The organism is Serratia sp. S4, from assembly GCF_000347995.1.
Classification (GTDB): domain Bacteria; phylum Pseudomonadota; class Gammaproteobacteria; order Enterobacterales; family Enterobacteriaceae; genus Serratia; species Serratia quinivorans.
This window is the reverse complement of record NZ_KB661120.1, coordinates 4,339,441-4,356,808: the sequence shown is the minus strand read 5'-3', so window position 1 is coordinate 4,356,808 and position 17,368 is coordinate 4,339,441. Positions and strand designations below refer to the sequence as shown.

The following is a 17,368-nucleotide window of genomic DNA, read 5'->3' as shown; positions in this document are numbered from 1 at the left end:
ACATGGCTTTGATTAATTCCGTTTCATATATCAGTTTGATTTTTTATTTATTAATGGGATGAATGTTCTATTTTGTATTATTAATAAAGTTGGTCGATGTAATGAACTTAAATGATTTATCCTCCAGGTAAAGGGATCAAAATCACAAAGCTCGAAGTGTCGGCGAGCGGCGACGGTCACATGCCTGAAGGATGCAGGGTCTATACTGGGTGACGACGAGCTGCCGGGATGATGATGCGCGCTCTTGAAGCGCGAACCAAATACGGCGATAATCTGCCGTATCAGCAGTACTAAACAGATTTCGAATGGATCCCTTTCTCGTCGGGCTAACGACGCGGGAGGGATTTTTTTTTGCCAGCGCCTGTGTGATTTTTCAACAGGTGAAACGTTGAAATATGAGGGTTTACTATGAGTACCTTAGGCCATAAGTCCGATAATTCTTTAGTGTCCAACGCCTTTGGTTTCCTGCGCTTTCCGCTGAACTTTATGCCTTACGACAGCGATGCAGAGTGGGTCATCACCGGCATTCCATTTGACATGGCAACCTCCGGCCGCGCCGGTGGCCGTCATGGCCCTGCGGCGATCCGTCAGGTTTCCACCAACCTGGCCTGGGAAGGCAACCGTTGGCCGTGGAACTTTGACCTGCGCGATCGTCTGAACGTCGTCGATTGTGGCGACATCGTGTTCAACTTTGGTGATGCTCAGAGCATGAGCGACAACCTGCAGGCGCACGCGGAAAAACTGCTGGCGGCCGGTAAACGCATGCTCTCATTCGGTGGCGACCACTTCGTCACGTTGCCACTGCTGCGCGCGCACGCCAAACATTTCGGCAAACTGGCGCTGGTGCACTTCGATGCTCATACCGACACCTACGCCAACGGCAGCCAATACGACCACGGCACCATGTTCTTCCATGCGCCGAACGAAGGCCTGATCGATCCAACACACTCGGTGCAGATCGGCATTCGTACCGAATACGATCACGACAACGGCTTTACCGTATTGGATGCCGCGCAGGTTAACGATCGCAGTGCGGACGACCTGTTGGCCCAGATTAAACAGATCGTCGGCGATATGCCGGTATACCTGACCTTCGATATCGACTGTCTGGATCCGGCGTTCGCACCGGGCACCGGCACGCCGGTGATCGGCGGCCTGACCTCCGATCGCGCGTTGAAACTGGTTCGCGGCATGCAGTCACTGAACATCGTGGGTATGGACGTAGTGGAAGTGGCACCGGCCTACGATCAGTCCGAGATCACCGCGCTGGCCGCGGCGACCCTGGGCCTGGAAATGCTGTATCTGCAGGCTGCCAAAAAGCAATCTTAAACAGTAACAGCTAAAACTCTGGCCTTTCAGAGGCCAGAGTCCATGGAGAAAGCATGCTGACCAAACCTTCCACACGTCTCAACAAATATATAAGCGAGAGCGGTATTTGCTCGCGCCGCGATGCCGATCGTTATATCGAACAAGGCAATGTTTTTATCAATGGCAAGCGCGTGACGCTTGGCGATCAGGTGTTCCCAGGCGACGTCGTCAAGGTCAACGGTCAGCTGATTGAACCGCGTAATGAAGACAATCTGATCTTTATCGCGCTGAACAAGCCAGTCGGTATTGTCAGCACCACGGAAGAAGGCGAGAAAGACAATATTGTCGATTTCGTCAATCACAGCACCCGTATCTTCCCGATCGGGCGATTGGATAAAGATTCACAGGGCCTGATCTTCCTCACCAACCACGGCGATCTGGTGAACAAGATCCTGCGGGCGGGCAACGACCACGAGAAAGAGTATCTGGTCACGGTCAACAAACCGGTAACCGATGACTTCATTCGTGGCCTGGGAGCCGGCGTGCCGATGCTGGGTACGGTGACCAAAAAGTGCAAGGTGAAGAAAGAAGCGCCATTTGTGTTTCGCATCGTGCTTGTGCAGGGGCTGAACCGCCAGATCCGCCGCATGTGTGAGCATTTCGGCTATGAGGTGACCAAGCTGGAGCGTACCCGCATTATGAATGTGGGCATGGCCGGGTTGCCTCCGGGTGAATGGCGCGACTTAACTGACGATGAGCTGGTCGAGCTGTTCAAATCGATCGAAGGCTCTTCCTCGGAAGCCAAGCCGGCGAAGAAAGCCAAACCGGCGGTGAAAAAGCCCGCCAGTGCGCCGAAAAGCGCCGAAAAGCCAGCCGGAGGTGCCCCTGCGCGTAAGCGCTTCGCTCAGCCTGGCCGTAAAAAGAAAGGGCGTTAAGCCGCAGTAACATGAATATGAGTCGGGGCGCGTTATCTGCCCCGACCCTTTTACGCCCGCCTTGCCTCACGCGTCATCAGCATCCGGCTGAACAGCACGCCGCCCGCCAACAGTGTTACTACCTGCGACACAATCAGCACCGCAAACCCCGAAGACACCTTGCCCTGGCTGGCCATCACCATGCCCATAATCATTGGTACAAACGCTGAGAACATATTGCCGATGCCGTTAATCAGCCCATAGGCGCTGCCGACGGCCTGCGGCTGCGCATAATGCTGCAACAGCGTCGGGATCGCGGCTCCCTGAGCACCCCAACAGGCATTGGCCGCCAGCAGGAAGAAGGCTATCCAGCCGAGCTGTTCGCTATGCATCACGCCATAGATGCACAGTGCCGTCGCCGCACCGCCAAAGGCGAAAATCAGCGGTGCCTGATAAGGGCGGATGCGATCAAGCAGTACGCCGCCGAGATATTTAGAGGCAATGCTGACGATAAACGGCAAGGAGGCCATCCAGCCCATCTGTTTGATGGAAAAGCCTTTCTCGTCGGTCAGGTAGGCCGGGAGCCAGGAGCTGGATCCCCACAGATAGCTGAGGGTGGCGATCTCGATAAGCATGATCCAGCCGAGCATCGGGGTGCGCCAGGCGAGGGTAAAAGTATCCCAGACGCGTTGCAGGATCGGTCTTGGGTCAACGGCGCGCGGCGGCAATGCGGCGGGATGGATAAACAGCCGTACCAACGCCAGCCCCAGCAACAGGTTGATCAGCGCCAGCAGATAGAAAGAAACCGCCCAGCCGAAGTGCGCCATCAGGAAGCTCACCAGTGGAAAGCCAATCACCAGCCCCAGCGAGACGCCCAGAGTGCTGACCGCATTGGGCTTGCCGCGCTCATCGGCAGCGAAGTGATCGCCGATATACATGGTTTTCAGCGAGAACAACGGGCCCTCACTGACACCCAACAATGCGCGCACCGCAAATAACAGCAGCAGCGACCCTGCCAGCGGCGAGGCGGCGGTGAGCAACGCCCATAGCACAATGCTCAGCGTCAGCGCACGGCGATAACCCATCAGGGTTTCCAGAAACGGCGTCAGCAGCATGGCGGAAAGCCCGTAACCGAGCAAAAACACCGTCATCAGCATGCCCTGATGCGCACGGTTTCCCCCGAGCTGAAAGTGCTGCAGAAAGTCGGGGTTAACCAGCATCACGGCGATATTCACCCGATCGGCATAGGCGATGACGATCAAAAACAGCAGGGCCACGACCCCGAACCAGCGTTGACGTTGTTGCACAATGCGCTCCATCTGCGCTCCTTTGGCGGGTGGTTAAAGAATTCAGGCAGCAGAGAACTAACCCGCTGATTTCACAGTGCTGAAAAGCAGGGTTGAGTCATCTAAATGTAAATTTATTGTTACTTAAAAGGATGATTAGTCAGTGAGAGAGAACTTTTACTCTCATTGCCTCAGCCAGATCAACCTGTTTTTTGCCATGAATTTGTGATGAAAAGCACAGTGTTCATCAGTTTTTCATATCGGTGCATTTTTTCGTGATCCTCTCCGCATTTGTCATGTTTAAACAACTTTCCATTAACAATTGCCGCTTTGCTCTCTTGACGAAAGTTTCACCAGACTTATAGTGAGCGTATTAAATAAGAAACTGAGTTTCATATATGAAACAATCAGATAGAGGACAGAAGCAATGAGCTGGAAGAAAGTGTGTGAAGTGTCTCAGGTGAAAGAAGATTTTCCTTTCTCCGCCAACGTGGAAGGGAAAGAAGTCGGGGTGTATCTGATCGACGGCAACTATTACGCGCTGGAAGACGTTTGCCCACATGCCTATGCCTTGCTCAGCCAGGGGTTTGTTGATGACGGTAAGGTCGAGTGTCCGTTGCACGAAGCATTGTTCGACGTGCGTACCGGCCAGTGTCTGCGTGAGCCAGGCGGCCGCGATCTGCAAACCTATGCCACCCGGGTGATCGACAATCAAATCCAAATCACCTTTATTGCGGAGGAGTAATCATGCAGCACATCACCGATTTCAATCCCTGGCTGCCGGACACCCAACAGGTGATCCCGGCGCGCGAAGGCGGCAACGGTCAAATTCACCAACCAGGCCAATTCCAAAACGTCATCTGGCAGAACCGTGCCCGGGTGCCGGACGGTTTTGAAACTGCGCTGGTGACGGCGTTGGAAGAGATCTTCGATCAGGGTGCGGAAGAGTTGGAGCAGATCGTCAGTGCGCTTAATCAGCGTCGCCTGTTTGATCGCAACGGCCAACCGTGGAATGAGACGGCGTTCCGCGAATTCCTGCACGTTAACGGTTTCTGATCCACACCCGGGAGAAGACAATGACAGCAAACACAACATCCTCCGCACAAGCCTTGCAGGACTATCTCGATCAGGGGCTGCGCGGCATGTGGTATCCGGTGCTGGCCAGTTGGGAAATTGGCAATAACCCGGTCGGCATTACGCGTCTGGAGCAGCAAATCGTGGTGTGGCGTGACGGTGAAGGCGCGATCCACGCGCTGGAAGATCGCTGTCCGCATCGCGGAGCGCGGCTTTCCATGGGCTGGAACCTGGGCGATCGCATCGCCTGCTGGTATCACGGCGTGGAAGTCGGCGGTGACGGTACGGTTAAAGACGTGCCGGCGGTCGATCGTTGCCCGCTGGTGGGACAAAAATGCCTGCGTTCTTATCCGGCGAAAGAGGCCTACGGCGCGGTGTTCCTCTATTTCGGCGTGACCGCAGATGAAGAACCGGCCGAACTGACCTTCCCGCCGGAGCTGGCGGACGAAGCGGCCTACAGCAACTTCCTGTGCACCGCCAGTTGGGACTGTAATTACCAGTACGCATTGGAAAACGTGATGGATCCGATGCACGGCACCTACCTGCATTCCTCGTCGCACTCAATGGCGGAAGGGGATCGCAAGGCGGATATGGCGCTGGAGCCGACCGACAGCGGTTTCATCTTTAAGAAGAATGGCCAGATCGGCGTGAACTTTGACTGGGTAGAGTTTGGCAGCAGCGGAGCTTACTGGATGCGCCTGTCGATCCCGTACAAAAAACGCTTTGGACCGGGCGGCCACTTCTGGATCATCGGCATGGTGGTACCGGAAGACAAGGATCACTGCCGGGTGTTCTTCTGGCGGATCCGCAAGGTGAAAGACTGGCAGCGTGACATGTGGCGCTTTATGTACCGCAACCGCCTGGAATCCTTGCACTGGGACGTCCTGGAGCAGGATCGCATCGTGCTGGAAAACATGGCACCGAACGCGCGTGGCCGTGAATATCTGTATCAGCATGACGTCGGGCTATCTCGCCTGCGCCGCATGATGCAAAAAGAAGCGCAGAAACAGCTGGCGCGGCTCAGTGAACTGGAGGCGGCGCAGTGAACGGCCTGCTGACGGGGAAACGTATTGTGGTGACTGGCGCGGCACGCGGGCTGGGGCGTAGTTTCGCCGCCGCTATTGCCGCCGCCGGTGCCAAGGTGGTGATGTGCGATATTCTGGCGGATGAATTGGCAGACGCTGCCGTCAGCCTGCGTGAGCAAGGGGCACAGGTCGAAAGCCAGGTTATCGATCTGGCCGATCCTGCCTCGATCAGCGCCGCGTTTAACTTCATCGCCGAAGGCGGAGCGATCGACGGGTTGGTGAACAATGCGGCCCTGGCCACCGGCGTCGGTGGCAAAACCATGATGGAATACGACATCGATCTGTGGGATCGGGTGATGCAGGTTAACGTACGCGGCACCTGGCTGGTGAGCCAGGCGGCGGTGCCGCTGCTGGCTCAAACCCCGCATGCCAAGATTGTTAACGTGGCTTCGGATACCGCGCTGTGGGGCGCACCGCGCTTAATGGCCTATGTGGCCAGCAAAGGGGCGATTATCTCGATGACCCGCTCGATGGCGCGTGAGCTGGGCCCGCAGGGCATTTGCGTCAATGCCATCGCACCGGGCCTGACGCGGGTGGAGGCCACGGAATACGTGCCTGCCGAGCGTCACCAATTGTACGAGCAGGGCCGGGCCTTGGCCGGGGCGCAGCATCCTGACGACGTCAACGGCACGGTGCTCTATCTGCTGTCACCGTTGGCAAACTTCGTGACCGGTCAGCTGTTGCCGGTTAACGGCGGATTCGTCTTTAACTAATCAATATTCAATTAGCCAGGAGCAACACATGGCAGACGACCAAGGGTGTAAATATCTGATCCCAGGACTGGATCGCGGATTGCAACTGTTGCTGGCGTTTGGCGAGCAACATAAGGAAATGACCTTTGCCCAATTGCATCGCCTGGTCGATATGCCAAAAGCTACCGCCTATCGCGTGGTGCAAACGCTGGAGCATCTGGGCTTTCTGGAGCGCAATCCACGCACCAACACTTTCTCGCTGGGCATCAAGGTACTGCGCCTGGGCTTTGAATATATTGCCTCACTGGATGTGGCGCAGGCCGGTCAGCCGGTAATAGAACAACTGCGCGATCGCAGCCAGTGCAGTAGTCATCTGGCGATCCGTGATGGACGCGATGTGATCTACATCGCCCGCGTCAGCGCCGCCGGTTCGCAAATCAACCAGGTCAGTGTCGGCACCCGCTTGCCGGTACACCAAACTTCGCTTGGCCGAATGTTGCTGACCAGCGCCACTCGCGAAGAGTTCGAACTGCTGTATCCGCAGGAACAGCTGCCGGGCAGCGGACCGGGCACCCCGGCGGATCGCGAAACGCTGTGGCAAATGGTGCAGCAGGACAAGGCGCGCGGCTATGTGATCGGCGAGTCGTTTTTCCGCCACGGTATTTCCTCTATCGTCTACCCGATCTTCAATCGCGAGCAGCGGGTTGAGGCCGTGATCAGCATTATGGTGCCGTCCGATGAGATCCCAAAAGCGGATCGCGAGCGGTTACGCATGGAGGTGCGGGACGCCGCAGTGAAAATCTCCGGCTTCCTGGGCGCACCGCCACAGGCTAACGCCGGTTAACTGACGACACCGACTCTTTTACTCAGGCAGGGATAAGGCCCATGGCAAACAGGGGCCTGGGTTCGATCATGCCTGAAAACAGCATTCAACGAGAACGTGAGGCACACTTAATGAGCGTAATCGGAATCGAAAAACTGGAATTTGGCGTCGAAGATCTGCCAACCTGCGAAAAGTTCATGCAGGACTTTGGCCTGTTGGCGGCTCAACAGCACTGGGGCGAAACCCAGCGCGAATTCACTACCCTGAGCGGGGCGCGCGTGGTGCTGCATCCGCTGCTGAGCGAAGCTTTACCCGTGGCATTTGAGGGCGGTTCGACCCTGCGCCGCATGACTTGGGGCGTTGGCAGCCCGGCCGAATTGGCGGCGTTGCAGCCATTGCTGGCGCAGATGCCGGGTTTCCGCCTGGTCGGGGAAGAACTTGAGTGCCTTGATCCGAACGGTATGACGGTGCGCTTTTGCGTGAGCCGGCAGCGGGAAGTTGATTTGCCGGTATCGCCGATCAACCAGTGGGGCGACGTGCGCCGCATCGATCAGCCCAGCCCGGTGTATGCCCAGGCGCAGCCGATCAATATCGGCCACGTGGTGTTTTTCGTCGAGGATCTGGCGGCGACCGAGCGCTTCTACTGTGAAGTGCTGGGGTTCCAGGTGTCGGATCGTTATATCGACCGCGCAGTATTCCTGCGAACTCAGGCGCGCGGCGGCCATCACAACCTGTTCCTGCTGAAATTGCCTAATCGTCCACGCGGCCTGAATCACGTGGCCTTCACCGTACGCGACATCCACGAGGTGATCGGCGGCGGCATTGCCATGAATAAAGAGAACTGGAGCACCTTTATCGGCCCCGGCCGTCACCCGATCTCCTCGGCCTATTTCTGGTACGTCAACAGCCCGACCGGCGGGGCGTTTGAGTACTACACCAACGACGATTATCTGACCGAAAACTGGCAGCCACGCGAGCTGGAGCACTCACTGGTGTCGTTCACCGAGTGGGCAGTGGAAGGCGGTATCGACCACGATACACGTCGCCAGCATAAAAAGCCGGAGGCGTTATGAGCCAGCCAGAATCGGCGGGCATCCTGATCATTGGCGGCGGGCAGGCCGGGGGTTGGGCCGCGAAAACGCTGCGTGACCGCGGCTACACCGGCAAGCTGACGGTGGTCAGTGACGAACCCTATGACTTTTATGAACGTCCACCGCTTTCCAAGGCGGCGTTGCTGGACGGCAATGCGCCGCTCAGCCGGCTGTTCAGTGAGCAGGTGGTGGCCGGGTTAAACATCAACTGGTGTCGCCCGTTGCGTGCCGAAGCCATTGATGCACAGCAACAAATTGTCACTCTCAGCGACGGCCGACGGCTGCAGTTTGATCAACTGCTGATCGCTACCGGTGGGCGACCGCGTCTGCCGGACGCCCGTTGGGCCAGTCATCCGCGCGTTATGACGCTGCGCTCCTGGGACGATGCGAGCCGCCTGCGCCAGGCGCTGCAGGGTTGCCGCCGGCTTGCCATCGTCGGCGGCGGTTGGATTGGCCTGGAGATCGCCGCTTCGGCACGGCGTCTCGGGGCTGAGGTAACGGTGTTTGAGCGTCAACCGGCTTTATGTATGCGCAGCGTGGGTGCGGACGTCTCCCAGGCGTTGCTCGAACTGCATCAGCAGCAGGGCGTAACGGTGCATTGCGGCTGCGGTGACATTCAACTCGAAGATCGTGGCGGCAGCGCCTGGATCGGCAGTGACAGCAGCGATCCTCAGGAGTTTGATCTGGTAGTGGTGGGGATCGGCGTGGAGTTGAATCTGGAACTGGCGCATAGCGCCGGGCTGAAGGTTGACGCCGGCATCGTGGTTGACGGCCAGGGACGCACCAGTCACCCGGCGATCTTCGCCGCCGGAGACGTAGCCCGCCACCCGACGCTGGGTCTGTGCCTGCAATCCTGGGCCTATGCGCAGAATCAGGCGATCAGCACCGCCTGCGCGATGCTGGATGCCTTTGCCTCACCTTACGATGACGTGGCCTGGCTTTGGTCGGATCAATACGACGCCAATATCCAGATCCTCGGTATCCCGACCGGCGGCGTGCATCACGTAGTGCGACGCACGCCGCAGTCACAGGTGTTCTTCACGCTGAATGCCGACCGGCAGTTGGTGCAGATGGTGGCGTTTAACGATGCACGCACCATCAAGCTGGGCAAACGCTGGCTGGCCAGTGGGCGAGTGTTGGAGCCACAGCAGTTGGCGGACGCGGAGTTTTCTTTGATGGCGTTGAAATAACGCCCGTAACCTCGGGAGCGTTTCATGACTACGCAAGATATTGACGCCCGCGCTGGACGGGTGGGGGAAGCCGTTGCCGAAAATCCGCAGCAGCGGGTGCGCTGGTCGGTGCCAATTGCGCTGTTTGCCTGCGTGCTGTTGGCATTTTTCGACAAGATCAGCATCGCGGCACTGTTTTCCGATAGCGAATTCCAGCAGGCGCTGGGCATCAGTTTTGACCCGGCGCGACTGGGCTTGCTGATGAGCGCATTTTTGTTCTCGTACGGTATTTCTTCGATGCTGCTCAGCGGCATTGGCGACCGGCTGAACCCGGTAAAAGTGTTGATCGGCATGATGGTAGTGTGGGGCGTATTGATGGTGCTGATGGGCCTGGCCCGTTCGTATCACACCATGATGACGCTGCGCATTTTGCTCGGCATTGCCGAAGGCCCACTGTTACCGATGGCCTACGCCATTATCCGCCAGGCCTTCCCGCAGCGGCTGCAGGCGCGTGCCACCATGCTGTGGCTACTCGGCACCCCGCTGGGGGCGGCGCTCGGCTTCCCGGTCACGCTGTATATCCTCAACACTTTTGACTGGCAGACCACCTTCTTCTTTATGGCGTTCCTGACGCTGCCGGTAATGCTGTTGGTGCTGTTCGGTATGCGTCATCTGAATGTGTCACGCCCGGCCGCCGCTACCGTTTCAAAACCGGCCATCGCCGAACGCAAACAGCATCGCCTTGAGCTGCTGCGCAACCCGCATTTCTGGATGATTTGCCTGTTTAACATCGCCTTCCTGACCTACCTGTGGGGCATGAACGGCTGGCTGCCCAGCTACCTGATCAAGGGCAAAGGTATTCACCTGGAACACGCCGGGTACCTGTCATCGCTGCCGTTTATCGCCATGCTGCTGGGTGAAGTGCTCGGGGCCTGGCTGTCGGACAAACTGGATCGTCGTGCGCTGGCCTGCTTTATCTCGCTGTGCGGTGCCGGGCTGGGGTTGGCCGCGGTGCTGCATATGCAGGGGACCTACAGCGTGATTGCCGCCATGGCCTTCAGCACCTTTATGTGGGGGGCCGGTGCGCCGAACATCTTTGCCCTGCTGGCGAAAGCCACCAGTAGCAAGGTTAGCGCCACCGCCGGCGGTATTTTTAACGGATTGGGTAATTTTGCCGGTGCGCTGGCGCCGGTGCTTATGGGGGCGCTGATCGCCGCCACCGGCAACATGGATAACGGCTTGCTGTTCCTGGTGGTAATGGCCTTTATCGGCTGCATCATTCTGCTGCCGTTGCTGAAGAAATATTGATATCCCATTGATTGAAAAGAGGAGTACCAACATGTCACAGGTTGAGAAACAAGCCGGCGTCAAGCCGCAGGATCAGTCGATAGAAAATTGGGTGGAATCCCGTATCGCCCGTTTTGAAGGCCGTAAGTATGACTGGAATGCGTTGAAGTTCCAGGCTGACTACGACCCGAAATACCGCCGTGCGCAGATGCGCTACATCGGTACCGGTGCCACCGGGGTGGTTAACGACACCAATACCATTCCGGCGGGCAACTTTACCTTCTCCACCATGGTGCTGCCGTCGAAATGCGAAGGCCCGCTGCATCTGCACGACGATGTGGAAGAGGTGTTCTTTATGCTGAAGGGCAGTATCACGCTGATGATCCAGGACGGCACGGAGTACTACGAAACCAAGCTAAAAGAGCGCGATTTGATCTCGGTGCCGGCCGGTGTTTATCGTGGTTTGTTCAACCACGGCGAGGAAGAGGCGCTGATGTGCGTGATGCTCGGCACGGCCAAACCGGAAACGCCGACCTACCCGGCAGATCACCCCTTGTCCAAAGTGAAGCGTAACTGATGAACGGCCTGGTTCAACGTCAGCAGGCGCGCTGCGGGAGTTACACCCTGAGCTGGCGTGAAGCGGGGCACGGCCGCCCGGTGGTGTTGCTGCACGGCATCAGCTCCGGTTCTGCCTCGTGGATCAAGCAGTTTAACGATCGCGGCCTGGCCGATGGTCACCGCCTGCTGGCCTGGGATGCCCCGGGCTACGGCGGCAGCCTGCCGCTGACGGTGAACCAGCCGGATGCTACCGCTTACGCCGCCGCGCTGGCGGCGCTGGTGGCCGAATTGCAATTGGATCAGCCGCTGATCGTCGGCCATTCGCTCGGGGCGTTGATCGGCAGCGCCTATGCTGCCGCTCATCCCGACGGCCTATGCGGACTGATATTGGCCGATCCGGCTCAGGGTTATGCCACTGCGCCGGAAGAAAAACGCCAACAGGTTTACGGCCAGCGCAAACAGATGATTGAAAAGCTGGGGCCGCAGGGCTACGGCGAACAACGGGCGGCTGCGCTGCTGCGTGATGGCGCGGATCCACAGGATATCGCTTGGGTGCGCAACGGCATGCAACAGCTGGATCCGGAAGGTTTTCTCAGCGCCGCCTGGATGCTGGCCAACGACGATATCGGCCGCCATCTGGCGCGTTATCGTGGCCCGCTACAGGTGTGGTGTGGCGACTGCGACCGGATCACACCACCGGAAGCGGCGGTAATACTGGCGCAGCAGCAAGACGCGCCTCTGCGGTTGATTGAGGGCGCAGGGCACGCCAGCTATCTCGATGCACCGGAGCAATTTAACCGTTATCTGCAGGACTTTACGGGAGCAATCCAACCATGAATTTTCAGCTTGAGCAACGGGTCGCAGTGGTCACCGGCGGTTCGTCGGGCATCGGTTTTGAGACCCTGCGCCTGCTGTTGGCGGAAGGGGCGAAGGTGGCCTTTTGCGGCCGCAACCCGGACAAACTGGCCGGGGCCGAAGCCAGCCTGCGTAATGAGTTTCCACAGGCTGAGATCCTGGCGCTGTGCTGCGACGTCTTGGACGAGGCGCAGGTGACGCAGTTTGCCGCTCAGGTGACGGCGCACTTCGGCGGGGTGGATCTGTTGATCAACAACGCCGGCCAGGGATTCGTCGCGCATTTTGACCAGACGCCACGTAGCGCCTGGCTGCATGAGGCGGAGCTAAAACTGTTCGGCGTGATTAACCCGGTGCAGGCGTTTTTGCCGGCGCTGGAGCGTTCGGATATCGCTTCAATTACCTGCGTGAACTCACTGCTGGCTTTGCAGCCGGAAGAACACATGATCGCCACTTCGGCGGCGCGTGCCGCACTGCTCAACATGACGCTGACGCTGTCGAAAGAGCTGGTGGACAAGGGCATTCGCGTCAACTCGATCCTGCTGGGCATGGTGGAATCCGGCCAATGGCGACGCCGCTTCGACGAGCGCAGCGATAAGGATCAAAGCTGGGAGCAGTGGACGGCGGCGATTGCCGAACGTCGCGGCATCCCGATGAAACGCCTCGGCAAACCGCAGGAGCCGGCGCAGGCGCTGTTGTTCCTGGCTTCGCCTTTGGCGTCTTTCACTACCGGTGCGGCGTTTGACGTCTCCGGTGGCTTTAACCGCCATCTTTAACCGCAGGGGCTGAAAAGATGAAGAAGATCATGATGATTGGCTACGGCGCAATGGCCAGAGAAGTGCTTTCCCGCTTGCCGGACGGGGTGAGCGTGGGCTGGATCCTGGCGCGTGCGGCTCATCATGCGGCAATCGACAGTGCCTTCGGTGGCCAGGTGCAGGCGTTAACCCACCCGGATCAGTGTACTGAACAGCCGGATCTGGTGCTGGAATGTGCCAGCCAGCAGGCGGTGGCGGAATTTGGTGAAGCGGTGGTGACGCGCGGCTGGCCGTTGGCGGTGATTTCCACCGGGGCTCTGGCGGATACGGCGCTGCAGCAGCGGTTGCAGCAGGCCTGTCGGCAGCACCAGGGCCAGTTGATCGTCCTGTCCGGAGCGGTGGCGGGGATGGATGGGCTGGCGTCGGCGCGTGAAGGCGGGCTGGACAGCGTCACCTATCAGGCCTGTAAAAGCCCGGCGAGCTGGCGCGGCAGCATGGCGGAGCAATTGATTGATCTTGATGCCGTGAGCGAGGCGCAGGTGTTTTTTGAAGGTTCAGCGCGTGAGGCGGCGCGGCTGTTCCCGGCCAATGCCAACGTGGCCGCGACCATTGCGCTTAACGGATTGGGGATGGACGCCACCCGGGTGCGGCTACTGGTCGATCCCGCCACCCGACGCAATACCCACCGGCTACAGGTGTGCGGCAATTTCGGTGAGTTTCAGATTGAGCTGAGCGGCAACCCGCTGGCGAGCAATCCCAAAACATCAACCCTGGCGGCGCTGAGCGCGGTACAAGCCTGCCGCCGTCTGGTTGACGGTGGCTTTATTGCCTGAACGGCAGGAGCGAGCATGGAAAAGTTAAAGATTTTTGTAGCTGGGCGCTGGTGTGAAGGGCGTGGCGACGAGATGACCTCGGTGTTTCCGGCCGATGGCAGCGTCAATGCGCAGCTGCGTGCCGCCAGCGTTGAAGACGTCAATGATGCGGTAGCCGCGGCGGAACGCGCCTGGCGTGCGCCCGAGTGGCGTGGGCTGGTGCCGCATCAGCGCGCCAATATTCTGTACCGCGTCAGTAATCTGATTATGGCGCAGCAGGAAGAGTTGGCGCAGTTGCAGACCCGCGACAACGGTAAACCGCTGGCGGAAACCCGTGGGCTGGTGGCCAGTGCGGCGGCAACGGCTCGCTACTTTGCTGCCGCCTGCGAGGTGCTGGAGGGCGAACTGCCGACCCAGCGCAGCGCCGAGGTGATGACGCTGAGCCAGTATCAACCGCTGGGGGTGATCGCGGCGATTACGCCGTGGAACTCGCCGATTGCCAGTGAAATGCAAAAGGTGGCCCCGGCACTGGCGGCGGGCAACGCGGTGATCCTTAAACCGGCCGAAGCCACGCCGCTGATGGCGCTAAAACTGGCGGAGCTGTTTGAACAGGCAGGGCTGCCTGCCGGGCTGCTCAGCGTGCTGCCGGGCAAAGGTTCGGTGATTGGCGAAGCGCTGGCCCGCCACCCGTTAGTGAAAAAGATTTCCTTTACCGGTGGCACCAATACCGGTCGCCATTTGGCGCATATCGCCGCCGAGAAACTGATCCCCACCTCGCTGGAACTGGGCGGTAAGTCGCCGACCATCGTGCTGGAAGATGCGGATTTAGAACAGGCGGCGCGCGGCATCTGCTATGGCATTTTCAGCTCCGCCGGTCAGGCCTGCATCGCCGGTTCGCGGCTGTTTGTGCACCGTTCTTTGTACCAGCCACTGCTGGCGCGCCTGAGTGAGCTGGCGGCCGGGTTGCGGGTGGGCAATCCACTGACGCCGGGTGTGCATCTCGGCCCGCTGATTAACCAAAAGCATCGCCAAAGCGTGGCGGATTACGTAGCGCTGGCGCAGCAGGAAGGCGGGCGGATAGTGATTGGCGGTGAAGCCCCGGCCGATCCGCAACTGGCCGTCGGCAGCTATTACCTGCCGACGATCATCGAAGGGCTGAGTAATAGCGCCCGCGCCTGTCAGGAAGAGATTTTTGGCCCGGTGCTGGTGGTGTTGCCGTTTGACGACGAGCAGCAGTTGATTGAACAGGCCAATGATTCGGTCTACGGGCTGGCAGCGGGTATCTGGAGCCGTGATTTCCCTCGGGCTATGGCGCTGGCGGAGCAATTGGAAACCGGCACGGTATGGATCAATACCTACAAAACATTCTCCATTTCTACGCCTTTTGGCGGTTTTAAAGAGAGCGGTCTGGGCCGCGAAAAGGGCCTGCACGGCATCAAAGCCTATATGCAGCAAAAAAGCCTGTACCTGGCGCTTAGCCATCAGGTGAATCGCTGGAGCGATTAGTTTTGAGCGACGGTGCGTACCCTACAACGAACATATAAGAAGGCTGATGATGAGCGAGAAAATAACGGTTGGCGAGGCGATAGCCCGGACTCTGGAACAGTACGAGGTGTCGGCGATGTACGGCATCATTTCGATTCATAATCTGCCGATTGCCGATGCGGTGGGGCAGCGCGGCAACATTCGCTTTGTGCCGGCACGCGGTGAGGCGGGGGCCGTGACCATGGCCGATGCCCACGGCCGTTTCTCCGGTCTGGGCGTGGCCTTGACCAGTACCGGTGCCGGTGCCGGCAATGCGGTCGGTGCGATGATCGAGGCGATGAACGCTAATACGCCGTTGCTGCACATTACCGGTCAGGTGGAAAAAGCCTGGCTGGATGCCGACGCCGGGTTCATTCATGAAACCCGCGATCAATTGGGTTTCCTGCGCGCCTGCTCCAAACGCGCGTATCGGGTTAACTCTGCGGAACAGGCGGTGGCAGTGATCCAACGGGCCATTCTCGACGCGCAGACGGTGCCTTGCGGCCCGGTGGCGGTAGAGATCCCAATCGATATTCAAAGCAGCCTGGTTTCCAGCGCGGTGCTGAGCCAGCCGGTGATGCCTGCGCCACTGCCGCCAGCCAGTGACGACGCGGTTGAACGGTTGTATCAGCGGCTGAAACAGGCCAAACGCCCGCTGTTATGGCTGGGCGGCGGTGCGCTGGCCTGCGCTGAGGCGGTGCGTAAACTGGCGGATGCCGGTGTGGCAGTGATCTCCAGCACCCACGGGCGCGGCATTCTGCCGGATAGCCACCCGCGCAGCCTGCGTGCGTTCCATAATTCGCCGAGCATTGAGGCGATCCTGACGCAGTGCGATCTGACGCTGGTGGCCGGTTCACGCCTGCGCAGCAATGAAACCCGTACCTGGACGCTGCCGCTGCCGCGCCCATTGGTGCAGATTGATATTGATCCGGCGGCGGCCAATCGCAACTATCTGGCCGACGAACAAATCAACGGCGACTGTGGTGCCTTGCTTAAAGCACTGGCTGCCCGAGTTAGCCCAGGTGAAAAGGTCAATGCCGAGTGGGATAGCGAAATCGCCCACGCGGTGCAGCAGGCGGAAAGCGCGCTGCGCCAACAGTCGGGGGAATATGCCAAATTAAACGACGCCATTGCCGCCGCGCTGCCGCAGGATGGGCTGCTGGTGCGTGATATTACCGTCTCCGGCAGCGTTTGGGGCAGCCGTTTGTTCCGCGCGATTTCGCCGCTGTGTAACATTCACTCGCTGGCCGGGGCGATTGGCATGGGCTTGCCGATGGCGATTGGTACCGCGATCGCTAACCCGCAGCGCAAGGTGGTCGGGCTGGTGGGCGACGGCGGGTTGGCGTTAGGCCTGGGCGAGCTGGCGACCATGGCACAGGAGCAGGCCAATATCACTTTGCTGATTATGAACGACGGTGGCTACGGCGTGATGCGCGGCATTCAGGATAAATACTTTGCCGGTCGTCAGTACTATAACGAACTGCACACACCGGCCTTTACGTTGGTGGCCGAAGCTATGGGGCTGAAAGCCTGGAAGGTCGACAGCGCGGCGCAGTTCAGCGGCGTCTTGGCAGAGGCGATTAACTATCCGGGGCCGTCGGTGGTGGAAGTGGACATGAACAGCATTGGGCCGTTGACCTTCGCTGGACCACCGCAGAAAACCCTGTACTGAGTTGTGACAGATTGAACGACACCTTGATCAGTAAGGTGTCGTTCAAATGAAGTTAATTTTTATTAAATATTCCCAGGGCGTCGACTATCAGTGAAATGGATACTCGTAGCCCAATAATAGCAAGAACCAGCGTGACCAAGTCCATATAGCTGGTCGCCGGTTGTAATATTTTCAATGACGACTTAATGCCAATAAAGTAACAGCCTGGCATCCAGATAATGGAAATTAACGAGTATCTTGCTTTATTCATAAGTTGACGCCTTAATCTCCGTCATTACTGAGTGAAAGCGATTTTTTTGTATGTATAAAATGCGACAGATGACGGCCAGGCTGCTTACTATCCACGACCACCGGCGATTTGATCGAGTAAAGATGAGTCAATAGTTTTCATAAATAACTCCATTCCATAGTGTTGTTTTATGTCCATGAGGAAACTTAGTATTATATTGTTTCCAGACAACGTTCA

The 17,368-nt window shown here is 58.5% G+C and carries 17 protein-coding genes; 16 read left to right on the top strand and 1 reads right to left on the bottom strand.

The genetic code is table 11. The annotated features are described in order from the left end of the window. The first annotated feature begins 408 nt into the window (after positions 1–408). A complete protein-coding gene (speB, locus tag SERS4_RS0121005; protein ID WP_017893918.1) occupies positions 409–1,329 on the top strand; it encodes an agmatinase in 921 nt (306 codons plus the stop codon). Between the two features lie 53 nt (positions 1,330–1,382). Further along, complete coding sequence (gene rluF, locus SERS4_RS0121000) at positions 1,383–2,243, top strand: 23S rRNA pseudouridine(2604) synthase RluF (protein WP_017893917.1); 861 nt, start codon at positions 1,383–1,385, stop codon at positions 2,241–2,243. 50 nt (positions 2,244–2,293) lie between these two features. Here the strand turns inward: rluF and SERS4_RS0120995 are convergent, their stop codons facing one another. Beyond that, positions 2,294–3,541, bottom strand: coding sequence for an MFS transporter (locus tag SERS4_RS0120995; protein ID WP_017893916.1), 1,248 nt, complete (start codon positions 3,539–3,541; stop codon positions 2,294–2,296). A gap of 394 nt (positions 3,542–3,935) precedes the next feature. Between SERS4_RS0120995 and SERS4_RS0120990 the strand changes: the two genes are divergently transcribed. From SERS4_RS0120990 to SERS4_RS0120925, 14 genes are all read left to right on the top strand, one after another. Further along, positions 3,936–4,253, top strand: a complete 318-nt coding sequence (locus SERS4_RS0120990) for a non-heme iron oxygenase ferredoxin subunit (protein WP_012146671.1) — start codon at positions 3,936–3,938, stop codon at positions 4,251–4,253. Between the two features lie 2 nt (positions 4,254–4,255). Next, complete coding sequence (locus SERS4_RS0120985) at positions 4,256–4,564, top strand: recombinase-like helix-turn-helix domain-containing protein (protein WP_012146670.1); 309 nt, start codon at positions 4,256–4,258, stop codon at positions 4,562–4,564. Between the two features lie 20 nt (positions 4,565–4,584). After that, positions 4,585–5,628 (top strand): aromatic ring-hydroxylating dioxygenase subunit alpha, encoded by a 1,044-nt coding sequence (locus tag SERS4_RS0120980; RefSeq protein WP_012146669.1) that lies wholly within the window; start codon positions 4,585–4,587, stop codon positions 5,626–5,628. Further along, the gene (locus tag SERS4_RS0120975; protein ID WP_017893914.1) at positions 5,625–6,380 is read left to right on the top strand and encodes an SDR family oxidoreductase; all 756 of its coding nucleotides are present in this window, start codon (positions 5,625–5,627) and stop codon (positions 6,378–6,380) included. Before SERS4_RS0120980 ends, SERS4_RS0120975 begins: the two co-directional genes overlap by 4 nt. A gap of 28 nt (positions 6,381–6,408) precedes the next feature. Further along, on the top strand, positions 6,409–7,203 hold the full coding sequence (locus SERS4_RS0120970) for an IclR family transcriptional regulator (RefSeq protein ID WP_012146667.1): 795 nt from the start codon (positions 6,409–6,411) through the stop codon (positions 7,201–7,203). A gap of 110 nt (positions 7,204–7,313) precedes the next feature. Then, complete coding sequence (locus SERS4_RS0120965; RefSeq protein WP_026142517.1) at positions 7,314–8,255, top strand: VOC family protein; 942 nt, start codon at positions 7,314–7,316, stop codon at positions 8,253–8,255. Further along, positions 8,252–9,463: an NAD(P)/FAD-dependent oxidoreductase gene (locus SERS4_RS0120960; protein ID WP_017893912.1), complete on the top strand. Its 1,212-nt coding sequence runs from the start codon at positions 8,252–8,254 to the stop codon at positions 9,461–9,463. Before SERS4_RS0120965 ends, SERS4_RS0120960 begins: the two co-directional genes overlap by 4 nt. Before the next feature lie 24 nt (positions 9,464–9,487). Continuing rightward, positions 9,488–10,750 carry an MFS transporter gene (locus tag SERS4_RS0120955; protein WP_017893911.1) on the top strand — a complete coding sequence of 421 codons (1,263 nt, stop codon included), beginning with the start codon at positions 9,488–9,490 and terminating at the stop codon, positions 10,748–10,750. A 31-nt stretch (positions 10,751–10,781) separates the two neighbouring features. Beyond that, the gene (locus tag SERS4_RS0120950; protein WP_017893910.1) at positions 10,782–11,306 is read left to right on the top strand and encodes a cupin domain-containing protein; all 525 of its coding nucleotides are present in this window, start codon (positions 10,782–10,784) and stop codon (positions 11,304–11,306) included. Then, positions 11,306–12,124, top strand: coding sequence for an alpha/beta fold hydrolase (locus SERS4_RS0120945; RefSeq protein ID WP_017893909.1), 819 nt, complete (start codon positions 11,306–11,308; stop codon positions 12,122–12,124). Before SERS4_RS0120950 ends, SERS4_RS0120945 begins: the two co-directional genes overlap by 1 nt. Then, the gene (locus tag SERS4_RS0120940) at positions 12,121–12,915 is read left to right on the top strand and encodes an SDR family oxidoreductase (RefSeq protein WP_017893908.1); all 795 of its coding nucleotides are present in this window, start codon (positions 12,121–12,123) and stop codon (positions 12,913–12,915) included. Before SERS4_RS0120945 ends, SERS4_RS0120940 begins: the two co-directional genes overlap by 4 nt. A gap of 17 nt (positions 12,916–12,932) precedes the next feature. Further along, a complete protein-coding gene (locus tag SERS4_RS0120935) occupies positions 12,933–13,727 on the top strand; it encodes an aspartate dehydrogenase (protein ID WP_017893907.1) in 795 nt (264 codons plus the stop codon). Positions 13,728–13,742: 15 nt separating this feature from the next. Continuing rightward, a complete protein-coding gene (locus SERS4_RS0120930; protein ID WP_017893906.1) occupies positions 13,743–15,212 on the top strand; it encodes an aldehyde dehydrogenase in 1,470 nt (489 codons plus the stop codon). 49 nt (positions 15,213–15,261) lie between these two features. Next, a complete protein-coding gene (locus SERS4_RS0120925) occupies positions 15,262–16,902 on the top strand; it encodes a thiamine pyrophosphate-binding protein (RefSeq protein WP_017893905.1) in 1,641 nt (546 codons plus the stop codon). Positions 16,903–17,368 lie beyond the last annotated feature (466 nt).

Excerpts from the sequence above, each read along its gene's own strand:
- speB (WP_017893918.1), top strand. The coding sequence starts at position 409 with ATGAGTACCTTAGGCCATAAGTCCGATAATTCTTTAGTGTCCAACGCC.
- rluF (WP_017893917.1), top strand. The coding sequence starts at position 1,383 with ATGCTGACCAAACCTTCCACACGTCTCAACAAATATATAAGCGAGAGC.
- SERS4_RS0120995 (WP_017893916.1), bottom strand. The coding sequence starts at position 3,541 with ATGGAGCGCATTGTGCAACAACGTCAACGCTGGTTCGGGGTCGTGGCC.
- SERS4_RS0120990 (WP_012146671.1), top strand. The coding sequence starts at position 3,936 with ATGAGCTGGAAGAAAGTGTGTGAAGTGTCTCAGGTGAAAGAAGATTTT.
- SERS4_RS0120985 (WP_012146670.1), top strand. The coding sequence starts at position 4,256 with ATGCAGCACATCACCGATTTCAATCCCTGGCTGCCGGACACCCAACAG.
- SERS4_RS0120980 (WP_012146669.1), top strand. The coding sequence starts at position 4,585 with ATGACAGCAAACACAACATCCTCCGCACAAGCCTTGCAGGACTATCTC.
- SERS4_RS0120970 (WP_012146667.1), top strand. The coding sequence starts at position 6,409 with ATGGCAGACGACCAAGGGTGTAAATATCTGATCCCAGGACTGGATCGC.
- SERS4_RS0120965 (WP_026142517.1), top strand. The coding sequence starts at position 7,314 with ATGAGCGTAATCGGAATCGAAAAACTGGAATTTGGCGTCGAAGATCTG.
- SERS4_RS0120960 (WP_017893912.1), top strand. The coding sequence starts at position 8,252 with ATGAGCCAGCCAGAATCGGCGGGCATCCTGATCATTGGCGGCGGGCAG.
- SERS4_RS0120955 (WP_017893911.1), top strand. The coding sequence starts at position 9,488 with ATGACTACGCAAGATATTGACGCCCGCGCTGGACGGGTGGGGGAAGCC.
- SERS4_RS0120950 (WP_017893910.1), top strand. The coding sequence starts at position 10,782 with ATGTCACAGGTTGAGAAACAAGCCGGCGTCAAGCCGCAGGATCAGTCG.
- SERS4_RS0120945 (WP_017893909.1), top strand. The coding sequence starts at position 11,306 with ATGAACGGCCTGGTTCAACGTCAGCAGGCGCGCTGCGGGAGTTACACC.
- SERS4_RS0120940 (WP_017893908.1), top strand. The coding sequence starts at position 12,121 with ATGAATTTTCAGCTTGAGCAACGGGTCGCAGTGGTCACCGGCGGTTCG.
- SERS4_RS0120935 (WP_017893907.1), top strand. The coding sequence starts at position 12,933 with ATGAAGAAGATCATGATGATTGGCTACGGCGCAATGGCCAGAGAAGTG.
- SERS4_RS0120930 (WP_017893906.1), top strand. The coding sequence starts at position 13,743 with ATGGAAAAGTTAAAGATTTTTGTAGCTGGGCGCTGGTGTGAAGGGCGT.
- SERS4_RS0120925 (WP_017893905.1), top strand. The coding sequence starts at position 15,262 with ATGAGCGAGAAAATAACGGTTGGCGAGGCGATAGCCCGGACTCTGGAA.